Raw genomic sequence first — 17151 nt, forward strand, 5'->3', positions numbered from 1 at the left:
CACCCCCATGACCGCCGCCCTCGATGATGTCACGAAGCGCGAAAGCCCCGGCCTCCTCGGCTGGATCGTGACCCGCCCCGCCTTCTGGGTCTTCCTCGCTGCGGCCCTCGCCTGCCTGGCGCTGAGCATCCTCACCGATACCTTCGCGACGCCGCAGAACCTCTTCAACGTCACCCGCAACTTCGCCTTCGTCGCCATCATTGCGCTGGGGATGACGGTGGTGATCATCTCGGGTGGCATCGATCTGTCGGTCGGATCGACCCTGTGCATCTCGGCCATGGTCCTGGCGATCGTGATGAATGCGGGCTTCAGCCTGTTGGCCGGCATTGCCGCGGCGCTTGCGGCATCGATGCTGGTCGGCGCCATCAACGGCTACCTGATCGCCTATGTCCGCATTCCGCCTTTCGTCACCACGCTCGGCATGCTATCGGTGGCCCGCAGTGCTGCCATGGTTCTTTCCAACAACAGGATGATCTACCAGTTCGGGCCGGACGAGAAGGCGCTCTTCTGGCTGGGCGGTGGCTCTACGCTTGGCATCGCGAACCCGGTCATCGCGCTGGCCATCCTCGCCGTCATCACCGGATTAGTGCTCAAATGGACACGCTGGGGGACCTGGGTCTTCGCCATCGGCAGCAATCAGCATGCCGCAATCCTGACCGGCGTGCCCGTCCGGCGCCTGAAGGTCAGCGTCTATATGTTCTCCTCCCTGACCGCCGGCATTGCCGGCGTGCTGGAAGCGGGCTGGCTGGGAGGCGTCACCACCAATCTCGGCCAATCGATGGAGCTCAGTGTCATTGCGGCAACGGTGATTGGCGGGGCCAATCTGATGGGGGGCGCCGGTACGGTATTCGGCGCGGTGGTCGGCGCCGCCCTCATCGAGGTCATTCGCAACAGCTTGTCGCTTCTGGGAATCAGCAGTTTTTGGCAAGGCGCATTTGTCGGCAGCTTCATAGTCCTGGCCGTGGCCTTCGACCGGCTTCGGGCCAGGGAGGAACTGGATGAGTGAAATGCGCGTGACGAAGCGGATGACCACGTTGAAGAACGGAGCCAAACCCGGGAACCAGAGCCCCTCGCACGCCTCCCCTGCCCGCACGGCGCCGCCGGTGCTGTTGCGCGGCCGCGGCAATATCCATACCTCGATTGCCGAAGCGATCGGCAAGAGCATTGTCCAGGGCAAGTTCCCGCCCGGCACGATATTGCCGAACGAGGCGAAATGGGCCGCCGATTTCAAGGTCAGCCGGTCGGCCGTGCGCGAGGCGATCAAGATCCTGATGGCGAAGAACTTGATCGTTTCCAGGCCGAAGATCGGCAGCCGTGTCGAGAACAAGGAGCGCTGGAGCCTTCTCGATCACGACGTTCTCTCCTGGTATGCCCTGTCGCCGGACCGCGCCGGATTCCTAAAGTCGCTGCAGCAGTTCCGGCATATCATCGAGCCCGAGGCGGCGGCGCTGGCGGCGCAATACCGCACCGAAGCGCAGATGGACGAGATCACATCTGCCTGCCACGACATGGCGACGGCGCCTACCTTGTCGGACCGCACCAAGGCCGACGTCCGCTTCCATCTGGCTGTCCTCAAGGCATCGAACAACGACCTTCTGGTTCCGATGGGCGTGATCATCGACTCCGCCCTTGACAACCTCTTTGTCTTCATCACCCGCGAGGCAAATGATCTGCATTTCGCGCAGGATCTGCACAACAACATCGAGCGCAACATCCGCCTGCGCAAGGTCCAGGGCGCGCGCATGGCGGTACGCCGGCTCCTCGAGCATTCGGACGATTTCATCAGGCGGCACTTGCCGAAGAAGCAGCGAGACGTGAACCGAGCATCTCGCTAGTCATCGTCTCCAGCTTACGGCGGCATCACAAAGAAGTAATGCTCGCGCCATCAATTAAGCCCACCGCCAATATCTTCTGTTCCCTCGAGGACGCGCGTCAGCGCCTCGATTCTTGTTGGGGAAGTGATCATGGCGGATGGACAAACCGAGGCGGTTTCAGCGAAGCTCGGTCCGGATAGAGCGATCCCGCAGGCAAGCTGCTATGCCAATAACATTACTGTCGCGCCCGAGCGCCGCGGTTTAAGGCGGCATCTCTTCGATTTTTTCAATTCAGGACCTGGTGCGCGGGCGTCAGTGCCGCTGATCGACTTGCACTATCAAATTTGGAAGCTTTGGCACGGCAAGGCGACCTTTGCCGAATACTACGCAGCCACGATTGCGCAAAAGCTGCGTCATGGTGGAAGCCACAAGGCGCTCGGCGCCAAGGCATTTCTTTCAGGATCGCTTTTCTCGACTGCCAAGGATCTCTCCGCGGCGGACTTCAGGAAAGGTGGTCTGAACTTCTTCACCGCAGCTATCGACGCCGGGCTGCGGCCGCATCATGTCTGCGTCGACTATGGCTGCGGCAGTCTCCGCGTTGGACAGCATCTTTTGGACTATCTCGATCCCGGAAATTACTGGGGCCTCGACATTATCGACGACTTCTTCGAAGCAGGAAAAACGCTTCTTCCCAAAAGTCAACTGGAATGTAAGGCCCCGCGCCTGCGTGTCATATCGCCTACTTCACTTGACGAGGCAAAGGCGGCCTCACCGCAGTTTGTCGTGAGTTTTTCAGTTATGAGGCACGTTCCGCCGTCAGAGTTGGCAACTTATCTCGGAAGCATCATAAGCCTTATGGATCGCGAAACGAAAGTTCTGATCAGTTTTACCAACCGGATGGTGTCTGCTCGCATCGGCGCCAAGATTTGGTCCTACTCCGAGCCGGATATCCTGGAGGCAGTCTATACACTCGATCCGTCTATCCAGGTATCGTTCGGGCCGCTTTACGATGACAAGCGTCGTATCATGGTTCCAAACTCGCTGGCGCTTCTCAGCCGGCGCACGTGAAGATGTCGTTTGAAACTCTTCGTCTTCGCTATCGGGGATGTCTGCATGTTTCAAACAGGCAAAGACGCATTGCGCAAAGGTCAATCAAAGGATTCGACTGAATCGGCTTTAAACTCAGAGGCAGCGGTCTTTTTGCCGCGAATAGCGACATCGTCCTCATCATTCAGCGGATCTTTCGTGTCAATTGTCGCCACGGTGATGTCGACTGTCCATTCACGCCCCGAAAAGTCCTTGAGGCGTAGACTGTGGTCATTGTCAACTGACAGAACAGCTCCGCCAAGATAACCGTTATTGGGCCGGTTCCACCCTTTGTACGGCAAATAGGCGTATTTGGCATAGGCCGGAACATGCGCGGTCAGATATCGGTTGACCCGCTCACTCACCGTTGTCACATGAAGCAACGCACCAAGCCCAACGCTCGCCGCCATTGACGCACCAATTACGCCGGCGAAGCGATATCGATAACCGCGCCTGGTGCGCCGAATTCCGTAAACGGTTGCCAAGATCAACAAGGTGAGACTTATAAGCCACACCGCCAACAGGGTTCCGATGATTTCAGCAACCGGCATGTCGGTGTCGCCACGCTTGGCAACTTCCGAGAATTCCTCCAGGGCAAAGAAAGCAAGGGCGGAGCTGAGACTGGCGAAGGCGATTGACGCTGCTGCAAGTGCCAAGAATGCTGATCGCCTGGTAAGAAAATACATTTTAGGCCGAGGCACAAGCGCGCGCCTTTCGATTTCTTTCAAAACCCTGTTCTCAAATTCACTCATAAATGCCGTTCGCCTTTCTCGCACAGCGCTCGACAAGGGCAGGTGAATTCTTTCGAATTCTACTGAACCACGACGCAATTTCTTTCGCGCCAGCCGGTTACATTCTAGCAAACCACAATCAGCCCGGCCTGTATACCAGACAATACCACGCGAAGCTCGCGGGGAACTCATTGTGGGCGAAGGCCAGATCTCAGCCAGCGGCGAAATCCCCATGAATTGATTGACCTGGAAGAGCTGACGCCGCGATGAGATACAAGGCAAAGCCTGTTGCAGAATGGCGACCTGGGTCGGTTTTTGCCGGTCGGTGCGGGAAATTTGCGCTTCGCCCCGCCCGGCTCATCTGTTATCTGCTGGACCCGAGATGTCCAGCGCGCCCACAATCAGAGGCAGCATTTCCATTATCCTGGTCCGAATCACCGGCGCCGGGTTGGCCCTGCTTGCCCAGGTCATCGCCTCGCGGATCATCGGCGCGGAGGAGTTCGGGCGTTATAGCCTGATGCTTGTGTGGTTGCTCTTGCTGGGGCACGGCGCGACGGCTGGAACCAATCCCCTGCTCTGCCGCTACATCGCGCAATATCTGAAGTCCGGCGACATGCCCGCAATAGCCGGATTGCTGCGCTGGGCGATCTCAGTCGTGCTGGCAGTCGGCACAACGCTTGGGCTGAGCGCCGTTCTCCTGATCCACACGGGCATAATTGCCGTAGGCCCCGAAACGATCCTGCTGGCAACGCTGGCTTTCAGCGCCGTTCCGCTGCTCGTCCTGCAGGATTTTCTGGAAGCCATCGCACGCGGCGTCGACCGTCCGGCGCTCGGAATTGCGCCGGCCTACCTGGTTCGGCACCTGGCGATTATTTTCGGCTTACTTTCCGCCTTTCTGCTCGGTTGTCAGGCCGGTGCGGTGACGGTGATGAGCATGACGATCATCGGCCTCGTCATCAGCCTCGTAATACAGTTCATTCTGCTGCACCATCATGTTGCCGGGTTGCTGCGCGGCACTCTGCCGGTCTATCGGCAGCATGAATGGTATCGAACAGCACTTCCAATGGCCCTTGGCGAGGCCGCGGAACTGCTTTTCATGAACGCGGACATACTGATCCTCGGCATGTTCGTGGGGCCGGAACTCATCGCCTATTACTTCGCGGCGACGCGTCTGGCGCAGGTGCTGACCTATGTTCCCTATGGCATGAGTGCCGTGACGGCGCAGCGCATGGCCGCACTTGCCGAAAGCCGCGAGCGCGGGCGGTTGCAGGCGCTGATCGACCATACGACGCTTGTTTCCGGAGGGCTCGCCATACTGGCGGCACTCGGCATGGCCGTGCTGGCCCCCTATCTTCTGGCGCTGTTCGGCAACGATTACGCCCAGGCGGCGCCATTGGTAATCATCCTCGCCGGCGGCATCGCCTTTGCGTGTCTGCTGGGACCTGGAGAAGACACGCTCAACATGCTCGGTCAGGAGCGGGCCGGGCTGATCTGCATAGCGGCAGCGCTCGCCGTCAATCTCGCGCTCAATTTCCTCCTGGTGCCACGCATGGGACCTGCAGGGGCGGCGTGGGCGTCCGCTATTGCGCTCGCCGCCCGGGGGCTGCTCGCCGCCGGCTTCGCCAAGCGCAATCTCAATCTCTATCTCCCGTTAGGCGCCAGCCGGCTGGCGGGTACGTGAGTCCACCCAATGAATCAGATCGTACAACCTCACGACCGCCTTTCGCGCCGCGTGCTTGACGCAGAAGCGATAAAGGCCCTGCCGGTCGAGGATTGGGACCTCCTTTCGCGTGAAGCCGTTACCGAAAACCCCGCCTATTCGCGCCAGTATGTTCTCGCCGGCTTGGAAACAATCGACACTGGTGCCCGTGTGCGCGCCGTCGCCATGAGCGACGACAACGAGCGGCTCGTCGGCTTTTTCCCGTTTCGCCTCCGGATCCTGCCGCCCTTTCCTTGGCCGGTGGCCGTCGGAGCGCAGAATATCTATCAGTTTGCCGGCGCGCCGCTGGCATCGCGCAAGTGCACAGATGCAGTCGTCGGCGCATGGCTCGACGGCATCAAGGCAGGCGCGCCAAGCCGCTTCTGGACATTTTCGAATATCGACCTGAACAGCGGCTTCATCGAAAGCGTCAGGGCGCAAATAGGCGAACGCGGCCTGGGTCTGCGCGCTGTCGCGCCCTATCGGCGGCCAAGTCTGACCGGCAGGGCCGGAAGCTCTGAAGCACACAGCGCCAAGGTCATCAAGAAAAGCCGCGTTAAGGACATAGAGCGCAATCTGCGGCGATTGCGAAATATTGGCTCGGTCGGTTTCGAGCGCGCCTGCGAACCGGAGCAGGTAAAGCAGCGTATCGAGCAGTTTCTCGCCATCGAGCAATCGGGCTGGAAAGGTGAGAACGGCACAGCGTTTCTGTCAAGGGAGCGAGATGCAACCTTTGCCCGACTGGCGTTCGGAGGCGAGGACGGCGCCAAGGGGCTGGCCGTCGTGGACAGCCTGCTTCTGGACGGCAATCCGATCGCCATGAGCGTCAACATGTCCAGCGGCTCGACTCTCTTCACCCTCAAATGCGCATATGATGAAAACTACCGGAAATTCAGCCCCGGACTGGTGCTCGAGTATCTGGTGGTCGAGGAGTTCTTCAAGAGCGGCACATTCGCCGATATGGACGCGTCCACGACCATGGACGGCCATGTCATTCAGGAGCTCTGGGACAGCAACAAGCCTATGGCGTGTGTGATCGTCGGCCCTGATGATTTCCAACTGGACCTGCTGGCGAAGGGCTGGAACGCCTTCCACAATACAAAACGAAGGCTGAGACGCCCACTGAAGAAGTTGCTCCGGGTATTCCGGAAGCCGTTCTTCTTAACTTACGTGGCGATAGCGTGGTCCGTGAGCTGGAGTATGGAATAGCGTCCGTGCAATCCGGCCATCTTATGCCTATGTTCCCGTAAAGCCTCACCCGTGGGGAATTCGTTTTCGTGATCCAGAATACCATCTATCTCATCACCATCTGGGCCCTTCCGGTGATCATCGCGATCACCTTTCACGAGGCCGCGCATGCCTATGCCGCGCGTCGTCTGGGCGACGACACGGCTTGGCGGCTGGGGCGCGTGAGCCTCAATCCCCTGAAGCATATCGACCCGTTCGGCACGGTGCTGCTCCCGGGCATCCTGCTGCTGACGCAGGCCCCTTTCCTGTTCGGCTATGCCAAGCCGGTGCCGGTCGATTTCCGGGCACTCGGGCATCCCCGACGCGATATGGCGCTGGTCGCGGCGGCGGGACCGGCGATGAATATCCTCATCGCGACACTCGCCGCCCTGGCCTTCCATGTCGTCGGCTACCTTCCCTCGCTCGCCGCGCAGTGGCTGGCGGACAACTTGAAGAATGCCCTGATCATCAATGTCGTGCTGGCCGTCTTCAATCTCTTTCCGATCCCGCCGCTCGATGGTGGGCGCATCCTGGTGGGCATACTTCCCCGGGTGCTCGCAGCCCCCCTCGCCAGGCTCGAGCCTTATGGTTTCATCATCCTGATCGGCCTGTTCATCGTCCTGCCGATGGTCGGGCCACAGCTCGGCCTCGATCTCGACGCCGCCACGCAGGTTCTCTCTTCCTCGGTGGGGACCGTCATAGGCTGGATACTCGCGGTCACCGGTCATGGCTGAGAGGTGAGTAGGAACAATGGTTGCGGCTTCGTCGCCGACAAGCCGAAACCCGCGACACCATAAGCGGGACACAAGCTGTCCGAGGGCACACTCCGCATAGGGCGTCAGAGGGGTAATCACCACAAACAGCAGAGCTACAAATGCAGCCCGACCGATTATATCTGCCCAAACCTCGACTTGCATTCCTGGTATCGCCCCTTAGAACAGCCCCACCACCCCATCCAACCATTTCCAAACTCGTCCAGATTGGCCCACGAAGTCAACACAACGAAAATCAGAAATATCGGGGTTAAATTGCCCAAGACGCGAAGTGATTCCACGTCGCCGGGATGCGCGCTAGTTGTGAGGAAACGCCCGTGACCCTATTGCCCCCTGTGGCCGCCACGCCTGGCGACGTAGATTCGCCCTATGCCTGGCTGCGCCTCGTCCTCACTTTGCTGCTGGGCACCGTGGCCTGTGTCGGCACCTGGTCGGTCATCGTGGTGTTGCCCTCCCTGCAGACGGAATTCGGGACGCTGCGGGGCGGCGCTTCCTTGCCCTTTACCGGCGCGATGCTCGGCTTCGCCGCCGGCGGCATCTTGATGGGACGCCTGGTGGACCGGCTCGGCATCGTCGTACCCGTGCTGATCGGCGCGGCTCTCATCTGCGCCGGCTATGTCCTCGCCGCGCTCACCTCCAGCATCTGGCAGTTCGCGCTGCTTTCGGCTGTGATCGGCTTCGGTTCGGCCGCGGGCTTCGCGCCGCTGATCTCCGACCTTTCACATTGGTTCAGAAAGCGCCGGGCGGTCGCTGTGTCTTTCGCCGCTTCGGGCAGCTATCTCGCCGGTGCGGTATGGCCACTGGTGATCGAGCATTTCCAGTCCGCCTATGGTTGGCGCGCCGTCCATGTCGGCATCGGCCTGTTCGTGCCCATCGCAATGGTGCCGCTCGGCCTGGCGCTCAACCGCAAGCCCGCCGCAACCAGTTATGCCGCCGCCGAGGCCGCCACGGAGGCGGCCCGCGAGGAACTCGGTCTCTCGGCTCGCCGGCTGCAAGGTGTGCTCGTCGTGGCCGGCTTTGCCTGCTGCATGGCGATGTCGATGCCGCAGGTCCACCTCGTCGCCTATTGCGGCGATCTCGGCTACGGCGTGGCGGTGGGCGCGCAGATCGTCTCGCTCATGCTGGGCCTCGGCGTGGTCAGCCGCGTGGGCTCCGGCGTGATCGCCGACCGCATCGGCGCCGGACCGATGCTGCTGATCGGCTCAGCGATGCAGGCGGTGGCGCTGCTGCTCTATCTGTTCTTCGACAGCCTGTCCTCGCTCTGGGTGATCGCGGGCCTGTTCGGCCTGTTCCAAGGCGGCATCGTGCCGATGTATGCGGTGATCATCCGCCAGTTCCTGCCGCCGCGCGAAGCTGGTGCACGCATCAGCCTGGTCCTCACGGCGACGGTGCTGGGCATGGCCTGCGGCGGGCTGGCGGCAGGCTTCATCTACGACGCCACGCAGTCCTACCGGCTCGCCTTCCTGCATGGGCTGCTGTGGAACCTGGTGAACCTGGCGCTGATAGGCTGGCTGCTGGTCTGGCCGAAATGGCGGCGGCGCAACCATGCGGTGAGGGTCGGCTGAGGTTTGGCGCTGCCACCGCGCTGGCCAGAGACATCGGCTGACAGGAGGGACTATTCCCTCACAGGGGCGAAACAAGCGAAGGGCACTTAAAATGGAGGCTTTAGCTACTCGTCAATGCAGAGAAACAACACCCATTTCAGCGGCGCTTACGGGTGATCTGATCTGCAAGGACGGCAAGGATAACCACCACGCCGGTCGCCACATACTGCCAGACGGAGGGCACGTTCTGAAGGGTTAACCCGTTCTGCATGGCGCCCAAAGTGAGCTCGCCGACAAGCGACCCAAGGGGATTGCCCGTGCCACCAAACAGACTGGCACCTCCGATCACCGCGGCACCGATAGCCTGGAGTTCGAACCCATTACCGCCAATTGGCTCCGCAGCGCCAATGCGGGCGACCAGAGTGAAGCCTGCAATGCTAGCCAGAACACCGGACAGCGAACTCGGCCTATCAGAACGCCAATGAGCTGCCCAACCCGAAGAATGATGCCCGTGCCATTGCCGAGAAGTTGAAAAGCCTGGGCTTTGAGGTGATCGAGGGCGAGGATCTCACCAAGGTTGCGATGGATGGTATGGTGCGCAGGTTCGCCCAGCAGGTTTCGGACGCCGAGGTGGGATTGCTCTTCTATGCCGGCCACGGCATGCAGGTGCAGGGCAAGAACTATCTCATCCCGATTGATGCCCAGCTGGCCAATGAGACCGCCGTTGACTTCGAGACAGTGAGTGCCGACCAGGTGCTGAACTACATGGAAGCCCCTGGCCGGGTGAGCATTGCGCTGCTTGATTCCTGCCGTGACAATCCCTTGGCCCGCCGCTTTGCCAGATGCCTTGGCGCCTCACGCTCGGGAGCGGTTGGCCAGGGCATGGCCATTCCCGCCCTGCAGGGGGGTGTCCTCATCGGCTTTGCAACGGCTCCTGGCGAGGTGGCCGCCGACGGTGAGGGTGATCACAGCCCCTTCACCAGGGCGCTCATCAACAACCTCGATGCCAAGGGGATCGAGGTCGAGCAGATGTTCAAGAGGGTCCGCCGCGAGGTGCAGAACCTCACCGATAACCAACAACAGCCCTGGAACAACTCCTCTCTCAAGGACGACTTCTTCTTCAATCCGTGAGGCTCTACGCCAGATGTTGCCTTAGTTCACTACACAGTCCGGCTACAGCTGTCTCGATTAAAATAAGAAGCAGATTGGCAACGGATTGCCATGAACTAGGAACCAAATAAATATGTGATTAGATGAGCCAGATATACGTAGGTCGACCGAATCTGATATAGCCAGCCCCGGTGCGACCCCGTTAGCCAGCAGGATAAAGCATTCCACTGAGCTCGCGTCTGAGTTCTACCGGATGTCACCCTGAGATGCCTGGTCCTACTCCCACACCAGCCCATCGCGCGTCCTTGCGCGGCTGACAAAACGATAGAAGACGGTCGAACGGGCTATCTTCTGGGTGTTTGGAGTGCAACAGAGATAGTTGCCGAACAGGAAATAGTTCATTTTGTCACACGACCAGCACGTAATCCCATTGTAATTCACGACCTCCGTGCCATCCAGGTACAGTTGGAATTTGCCATCATTCTTCTTCGACCAGCGGGCAAACAGTTCATAGCGGTGCCATCCACCCAAGACCTCTCGAATTCGGATTACTGGTCTCTCAAAAACTACTTCGCAGTCGCCGCCAAACTGAGTCATTTTTTGGCCTGTCGGCTTTTCCATGGACCAGGACAAGAAATCGTCGTTACGGTTGGGGTTGGTTATAAGCGCCACCAACTGACATTGGTGCTGATCCTTGAACTCGGTGAAAATCTCGTGGCCTCTGGTTTGAGCCGTACTGAACGGGAACTCTGTGGGTAAATACATGTCCCACCCGTACCAGGCCTCTTTGGGCTGCAACGTGCCTTCCGGCACCTGCTGTACCGATGCTCGAGCTGACTGCTGCTCACAGTCGTCGGAAACACATTTGCGGGGAACGATTTCGAACCTGTAAACCTTCTTCTTGTTGATCGCGTCCACTGGGTCCCTATCCATAGTGAACCCGCCCGGTTGGTTGCGATTGGAAACCAGAAACGGCTTATCGAAACCGGTGACCTTGAATTTCTTTTGCGCCGCCGAAGCGTCGACCACAAAAAATACCAAAGCAACTGCAATGCATTGGAAAATCTTAGATGAAAATCTCATTCTCATGATTCTCCTGGCTGATGGCCCCGAAAGGAGACATTAGACAAAATTCAACTTGTTCATGCCTGTCACTACAGTTTCATATGGCAGCTTACAGAGTCTCAGGTTGTTGTAAACTCGGTCGCTGTAGCCTGACCAATATTTTGTGCCAGACGCAGTGAGAGACTAACTTGCTCCAACCTGCGCCATTCACGTCTACACAATTCGCTCTCTGATGCGTTCGGTGTCGGTAGTCGTCGAACAGACTCCGAAGCGTCGTGAGTTGCGCTGCTTGTGGGCTCCATCCCCAGGAAAGCGGCATTCGGCCTGCCTGCGCTGGCCAGACAAAAGTGCCGCGGAATTCCGCCTGACTCATTGCCATTTGCTGCGTGCGCTGGTGGCAAATTCAAAGATATGGCAGGATGTGGGTCATCAGGTTGCGGCTGCACCCGTCGAGCATGGATAACTGCCCATGACTAAGCTTCGGATATTTGCGGTCTTCTTTGCCCTTTTGATTGGCTGGATGGCCAGCCCGGAATTTGCCATCGCGGCGAAGCGTCTGGCCCTGGTTATCGGAAATTCGTCCTACACCCACGTTCCTGCGCTGGCAAATCCAAAGAACGATGCTGCCGACATGGCTGCAAAGCTTAAAGACATGGGTTTTGAAGTCGTGAGCGGCATCGATCTCGACCTGGTTGCTCTGCGCGATTTAACACGCAAGTTCATCAAGACACTATCGGGCGCAGAAGTGGCGTTGTTCTACTATGCCGGTCACGGCCTTCAGGTAAATGGCGAGAACTACATAGTGCCTGTGGATGCTCAGATGGAAAGCTATGAAGACCTAGAGTTCGAAGCGGTTTCCATGGGAATTGTGCTCACTGCGATGGAAAGGAACACCAACGTCAACCTCGTATTTCTCGATGCCTGCCGTGACAATCCTCTGGCCAATAACCTCGCTCGTTCTATGGGCACCCGTTCCGGCTCGATCGGGCGCGGACTTGCAAGGCTTGGCAGCAGCGTGGGCTCGCTGATTGCATTCGCCACACAACCTGGCAATGTTGCCCTTGATGGAACAGGCCGAAATTCGCCGTTCACCAAGGCACTGCTCAGGCATCTCGGTACGCCCGGTCAGGGTATCACCCAGGATATGGTCCTTGTGCGTCGCGATGTTCTTGAGGCAACCGGCGGCAAGCAAGTGCCTTGGGATAGCTCCTCGCTGACAGGGGATGTAATTCTCGTTCCAAAATTGGATGAGAAGAGCGCAAAAGACACCGGCACACAAAACACCAGTGGCAAATCAGCGGAAGAAACAGGGTCCGAAACAGCCGTAGAGCTCGCATTCTGGGATACTGTGAAAGATGCGGATGATCCGCTCATGTATCAGACTTATCTTGAACAATATCCGAACGGTGCCTTTGTGCCTCTGGCGCGAGTCAAACTGAAGATACTGGAGGCCGAGCGCAAATCGAGCCAGGACACCAGTAAAGTCGTCGAGACTGAGACGCAGCAACCTACCAGCAGGAAAACGGTCGTCGCGAGCATAGATACGGCTGAGTCAGGACCCTTTGACGGAATGTGGAGATTAACTCGCCATGCGACAAACTCGTCATGCGGATGGAAGGAGCTTTCACAGGAGTTTGTTGTCAAAGGTGGAAAAGTGAGCGGTGAGGGATTGACAGGCACGATCGCATCGAATGGCGCGTTGAATATTTCTCTGGGGTTCATCAACAACGGCAAGCCGGGTCGCAACACTTTGAAAGGTAAGGTCAGCGGAGCGATTGGAAGTGGCCGGTTCCAGCATGTCGGAGGCTCGTGCAGGGGAACCATCCGTCTCTCGAAAGTTTAATCTGCTTCGCTCTCTCGCAATCGCGAGACTTCTAGACGTGAGAACTCCTGGATAATTGTTGCAAAGAAAAGGGATGCGCGAGCAAACCAAAGAGCCACGCGTTGAACTCATTCCCCCAGATTTCGCGCGAATATAGCTGCCTGAACTCTGCAGTTCTTGTCGAGCATCCACGCCAAAACATCCATAACATTGTTCAAATCGATGTCGGCAGGCAACCGATTGAGTTGGGCATGGCGCACGGTACTTCCGGCATGGACAGTAAGCTCACTTGCTTGTTCGGCGAGTGGCAAAGGCACCTCGAATACTGAAACGTTCTTGGCCCAGACAAGATCATTCCGTTTCATGCCGTTGTCGGCACTGATTGCAAGCGGCATTTCACTTAGATCTTGTAAGCGAGAGAGAACGACACGGTCCCGAAGCACGCATGCCGGTCCCGATTCATGTATCGATATAGACCATGGATCCATGGGACCAATTACCCCATTTTCTCCACCGACGGAACGCGTCACACCAAGAGAATCGGAATTGGGCTTGCTGCCAAAGAGAAGATCGGTAACGCGCTCGAAAATCGAGCGGTTCTTCAAAACCTCTTGGTTGACGTCGATCTTTTCCTCAGTGACGATGAGATGATCGGGACCATGAATCCTGTTCACTGAGCCGTCTTCGCCGAGAAGTGTTACGATGGTCCCCGAGGGTATGACTATCTCGTCGTTAATTCCCAGGACTTTTCCGACCGGGTAGACATCGGAAGCCGGTTTCGCAGAAATCACGAGATACTGATTTGCGGCATGCGCCGGCAGTGACGTGACCCCCCACAAGAATGTCGCTAGACTAAGTGAAACCAGCCAAGATGTGAGCTTTGTGACCATTCGGCAAGGCCCTACTTTGAACTTAAATGAACATCCGCGCCCAAGGCACCGGAAGCCAGCCTGCTGCTATGAACTGCTGCCAGTCGATCATCAGAATGCTGCGCCACAATTCTTGCAAACGCATCGCTAGCGCTTGGCTTCCCGCATGTCATAAGATCGTATGCCTCACGATATTCATCAACATATGCTGCCTCCGGCGAACAGGCATTCAATGGTTCGAATACTTTGATTCCCTTGGTTTTGCCTGCCAGGTACAATATTGCTGCCGGCCGAAATAGAAACGATGGAGCTGCATCCGCGACGTTGACGCTAACACAGATCCTGGTACCCAGATACTTGTTTGCTCCTTCCAGGCGCGATGTTGTATTCACTGTGTCGCCAATGGCCGTGTAGTCGAAGAAGCGCTTTCCTCCAAAGTTGCCCACCACAGCCGGTCCGCTATGAATACCGATGCGCGTGACTCCAGATGGGCACCGCCGCGGGCCGCTGCGACTCGATATGCTTGGGCGAGTGTATCCAGTTCAAGCGCGAGCGAAACGGCGCGTTCTGCTTGGTCTGCCTGCGTGGCGGGCGCACCAAAGAAGCCTACAACCGAGTCGCCAACCACCTTGTCGATGGTTGCACCGTGTTTCACAAACTGATCGCACACCAGATCCAAGTAGCCGTTGAGCAGTGCGGCGATTCTCTCCGGCGGCAGAGTTTCGCTAAGACCAGTGAAGCCCTCCAGGTCTGTGAAGACGCAAGTAATGGTGCGCCGTTCTCCGCCGAGGCGCAGACTGGCAGGGTTTCTAATGATCGTTTCGACGACTGCCGGGCTCACATACTGGGCGAAGGCGTGACGAATGAAGCGCCGCTCGGCATTGTCACGATGCCAAGCCATGAATGCAACAATGCTAAAAACGCCTGTCACGAGCACACTGGGCCATACAGCTGGGACCAGCACTCCGATGCGCGAGAACAGTGTCGCTGCGCCGGCAAAAATTGAGAATATCAGACCAAGCAATATCAGTGGCTTGACGAGTACCGGCAGCGGTCGCCAGGCAAACCAGCCGGCGACAAGGGCGCCGGCTGCGAGAAGCAAGCCAACAGTCAGCGCGCCAGCTTGGACAATCTGATCGCCGGTGAGCAACTGCGCCAAAGCATGCGCATGAATGACCACACCCGGAAGCGTGCCGGCCTTTACCCCGTCGAGCGCCGTAAAGGGCGTAAGATGACGATCGTCCAGTGGAAGATCAGCGCCAATCAGCACATACTTGCCAGTGAACCACTGCACCGGCAGGACACGGGCCAAATGTGCGGGATAGACCGGAAAATCATAGGGTGTCGCATGTTGCGTACGGAAATATGCCAGATCTGATCGGATTGCAGACGGACTCGCTCCGCCGGCGGCGGCGATTGCACCGACGAAACTCGGCTGCCACACGCCACCGTTCTCGCGACCTGCGAATAAGCCTCGCACCACTCCATCCAATGGATCACGGGCAAGAGAGACGAGACCGCGAGATACGCCGGGCGCGAAATTCTTCAGATAAGTGACCTGACTATCAGTAAGCCCATCGGCATTTTCGGCGGAAGCGATGACAACAGGAAATGGGGCATTCTCCAGGGCCCTTTCCAGCAGTTCATCTTTGGCCCGTTCTGTTCCCTGATCGAACAGAATGTCGATACCAACAGCCCTTGGCCCAGCTTTTCCTACATGCACAATCAGATTTGCCAGGAACTCACGATCGATGGGTGAGCGATAGTGGAGGCCGGCAAGCGTCTCTTCGGTTATCGCTACGATCACAATGTCCTGGCCCGGATCGATGAAGGGTGAGACAGAACTTATGAGGAGATCGCGGTATAGATTCTCCAATGGGCGGGAAAAACCGGCAACCAAAAGAACGGCTGCGGCAAGGAAGAGCACTATGGCCACCTCCCTTGCTGTCACCGCCCGAATGTATCGGCCGAATGTCACCCGCGTCCCACTGAAGCACCGATGACATGCAGGCTACACCATGAAAGCTCAGGCGAAAACCACGCTGTGAAAGCGTTGGCTTGGCACAAATGACGCGCGCCTGTATGCCGGGCCGCCGCGATACATTTGTCGCAGCGTTCCTGGGTGATCAGTCGATCTTCATCACGTTGGGCAATGTCCATGACTTGTCGAAGAACGGTCGGCCCATAGAAGCGAATATAGGCAAACTATCCCTTGTCCGGATTGGTCTGGACTTAGTTCGCTTCGTGGCCTTTTGGCGCCTTTGGGCCGAAATAGACATCGACGAGCCGTCCTGGTTGACGGCGATGTCCTCTTTGCGGGACGAGATGGCGGTCGCAAAAGTCATCGATCACCACATCGAGGCGGGGACCGGTTATGCCGCCGCCGAGGCCGCCACGGAGGCGGCCCGCGAGGAACTCGGTCTCTCGGCTCGCCGGCTGCAAGGCGTGCTCGTCGTGGCCGGTTTTGCCTGCTGCATGGCGATGTCGATGCCGCAGCTCCACCTCGTCGCCTATTGCGGCGATCTCGGCTACGGCGTGGCGGTGGGCGCGCAGATCGTCTCGCTCATGCTGGGCCTCGGCGTGGTGGGCCGCGTGGGCTCCGGCGTGATCGCCGAGCGCATCGGCGCCGGGCCGATGCTGCTGATCGGCTCAGCGATGCAGGCGGTGGCGCTGCTGCTCTACCTGTTCTTCGACAGCCTGTCCTCGCTCTGGGTGATCGCGGGCCTGTTCGGCCTGTTCCAAGGCGGCATCGTGCCGATGTATGCGGTGATCATCCGCCAGTTCCTGCCGCCGCGCGAAGCTGGTGCACGCATCAGCCTGGTCCTCACGGCGACGGTGCTCGGCATGGCCTGCGGCGGGCTGGCGGCCGGCTTCATCTACGACGCCACGCAGTCCTACCGGCTCTTCCTGCACGGGCTGCTGTGGAACCTGGTGAACCTGGCGCTGATAGGCTGGCTGCTGGTCTGGCCGAAATGGCGGCGGCGCAGCCAGACAAAAGGCCTGCGATCTGCTGACGGCCGTCCATGATCGTCTTGGTGAGCTTGATCGTGCCAGAAATAACATTTGCAAAGAAGGTGACCGGCTCCTGATCGTAAAGGATCATCTGTCCGGCACTGTATTTCTTGCGACGCGAAATCTCGCTCAAACGGAAAATCTGCTCCTCGCTCATTGCCCCACAAACCGCCCGTTTCTTACCGCCCAATGCAGACAGCGGAAGCCGGGAAGCTTGGGCCTGCGCTTGGCAATGCCTTTCTCATGAGGTGTCGTTGATCTGTGCCTGTCCAGTCTAGTGTCCCGAATCCGAAGTTCGCCACAGCCAGGGGGATCTTCCGAGCGAACTTCGGATTCGGAAGGACACTAGAAAACCTAATGATTCTAGTGCGCTTTTGAACGCGAAGTTCCTGTCGGTGC

At 58.4% G+C, this 17151-nt stretch carries 15 protein-coding genes and 1 pseudogene; 10 read left to right on the forward strand and 6 right to left on the reverse strand.

All coding sequences use genetic code 11. From position 1 onward, the window contains the following. Window positions 1–7: 7 nt before the first annotated feature. The 3 genes from G5V57_RS06700 to G5V57_RS06710 all read left to right on the forward strand — a co-directional run bounded on the left by G5V57_RS06700 (window position 8) and on the right by G5V57_RS06710 (window position 2882). Complete coding sequence (locus tag G5V57_RS06700) at window positions 8–1006, forward strand: ABC transporter permease (protein ID WP_165166766.1); 999 nt, start codon at window positions 8–10, stop codon at window positions 1004–1006. Next, window positions 999–1835 carry a FadR/GntR family transcriptional regulator gene (locus G5V57_RS06705; protein WP_246737557.1) on the forward strand — a complete coding sequence of 279 codons (837 nt, stop codon included), beginning with the start codon at window positions 999–1001 and terminating at the stop codon, window positions 1833–1835. Before G5V57_RS06700 ends, G5V57_RS06705 begins: the two co-directional genes overlap by 8 nt. A 129-nt stretch (window positions 1836–1964) precedes the next feature. Then, complete coding sequence (locus tag G5V57_RS06710) at window positions 1965–2882, forward strand: class I SAM-dependent methyltransferase (protein ID WP_165166767.1); 918 nt, start codon at window positions 1965–1967, stop codon at window positions 2880–2882. 80 nt (window positions 2883–2962) lie between these two features. Here the strand turns inward: G5V57_RS06710 and G5V57_RS06715 are convergent, their stop codons facing one another. Continuing rightward, complete coding sequence (locus tag G5V57_RS06715; protein ID WP_165166768.1) at window positions 2963–3652, reverse strand: hypothetical protein; 690 nt, start codon at window positions 3650–3652, stop codon at window positions 2963–2965. Between the two features lie 361 nt (window positions 3653–4013). On the opposite strand from G5V57_RS06715, the gene G5V57_RS06720 reads away from it, so the two are divergent. The 4 genes from G5V57_RS06720 to G5V57_RS06735 all read left to right on the forward strand — a co-directional run bounded on the left by G5V57_RS06720 (window position 4014) and on the right by G5V57_RS06735 (window position 8895). Next, complete coding sequence (locus G5V57_RS06720; protein ID WP_165166769.1) at window positions 4014–5312, forward strand: polysaccharide biosynthesis C-terminal domain-containing protein; 1299 nt, start codon at window positions 4014–4016, stop codon at window positions 5310–5312. Window positions 5313–5321: 9 nt separating this feature from the next. After that, window positions 5322–6539: a GNAT family N-acetyltransferase gene (locus G5V57_RS06725; protein ID WP_165166770.1), complete on the forward strand. Its 1218-nt coding sequence runs from the start codon at window positions 5322–5324 to the stop codon at window positions 6537–6539. A 71-nt stretch (window positions 6540–6610) separates the two neighbouring features. Further along, window positions 6611–7291: a site-2 protease family protein gene (locus tag G5V57_RS06730; RefSeq protein ID WP_371744810.1), complete on the forward strand. Its 681-nt coding sequence runs from the start codon at window positions 6611–6613 to the stop codon at window positions 7289–7291. Between the two features lie 329 nt (window positions 7292–7620). Beyond that, on the forward strand, window positions 7621–8895 hold the full coding sequence (locus G5V57_RS06735) for an MFS transporter (protein WP_165166774.1): 1275 nt from the start codon (window positions 7621–7623) through the stop codon (window positions 8893–8895). Window positions 8896–9031: 136 nt separating this feature from the next. Here the strand turns inward: G5V57_RS06735 and G5V57_RS06740 are convergent, their stop codons facing one another. Then, window positions 9032–9331, reverse strand: a complete 300-nt coding sequence (locus G5V57_RS06740) for an ABC transporter permease (RefSeq protein ID WP_165173893.1) — start codon at window positions 9329–9331, stop codon at window positions 9032–9034. Between the two features lie 14 nt (window positions 9332–9345). Here G5V57_RS06740 and G5V57_RS06745 point away from each other — a divergent pair. Beyond that, window positions 9346–10005, forward strand: a pseudogene (locus G5V57_RS06745) (caspase domain-containing protein); the annotation flags it as partial. Between the two features lie 255 nt (window positions 10006–10260). Here the strand turns inward: G5V57_RS06745 and G5V57_RS06750 are convergent. Next, a complete protein-coding gene (locus tag G5V57_RS06750) occupies window positions 10261–11067 on the reverse strand; it encodes a heparin lyase I family protein (protein ID WP_165166775.1) in 807 nt (268 codons plus the stop codon). Window positions 11068–11518: 451 nt separating this feature from the next. On the opposite strand from G5V57_RS06750, the gene G5V57_RS06755 reads away from it, so the two are divergent. Further along, entirely contained in the window at window positions 11519–12892 is a 1374-nt protein-coding gene (locus tag G5V57_RS06755; RefSeq protein WP_246737559.1) for a caspase domain-containing protein, read from the forward strand. 107 nt (window positions 12893–12999) lie between these two features. On the opposite strand, the gene G5V57_RS06760 is transcribed toward G5V57_RS06755, so the two are convergent. Genes G5V57_RS06760 through G5V57_RS06770 form a run of 3 tightly spaced genes read right to left on the reverse strand, consistent with a single transcriptional unit; the run spans window position 13000 to window position 15667 of the window. Further along, window positions 13000–13761: a hypothetical protein gene (locus tag G5V57_RS06760; protein WP_165166777.1), complete on the reverse strand. Its 762-nt coding sequence runs from the start codon at window positions 13759–13761 to the stop codon at window positions 13000–13002. A gap of 11 nt (window positions 13762–13772) precedes the next feature. Then, entirely contained in the window at window positions 13773–14189 is a 417-nt protein-coding gene (locus tag G5V57_RS35145) for an adenylate/guanylate cyclase domain-containing protein (RefSeq protein WP_371744744.1), read from the reverse strand. Further along, window positions 14129–15667 (reverse strand): CHASE2 domain-containing protein, encoded by a 1539-nt coding sequence (locus tag G5V57_RS06770; protein WP_165166781.1) that lies wholly within the window; start codon window positions 15665–15667, stop codon window positions 14129–14131. The genes G5V57_RS35145 and G5V57_RS06770 overlap by 61 nt, the downstream gene beginning before the upstream one ends. A 140-nt stretch (window positions 15668–15807) precedes the next feature. On the opposite strand from G5V57_RS06770, the gene G5V57_RS06780 reads away from it, so the two are divergent. Beyond that, window positions 15808–16767, forward strand: coding sequence for an MFS transporter (locus G5V57_RS06780; RefSeq protein ID WP_246737560.1), 960 nt, complete (start codon window positions 15808–15810; stop codon window positions 16765–16767). Window positions 16768–17151 lie beyond the last annotated feature (384 nt).

Source organism: Nordella sp. HKS 07, from assembly GCF_011046735.1.
Taxonomy (GTDB): Bacteria; Pseudomonadota; Alphaproteobacteria; order Rhizobiales; family Aestuariivirgaceae; genus Taklimakanibacter.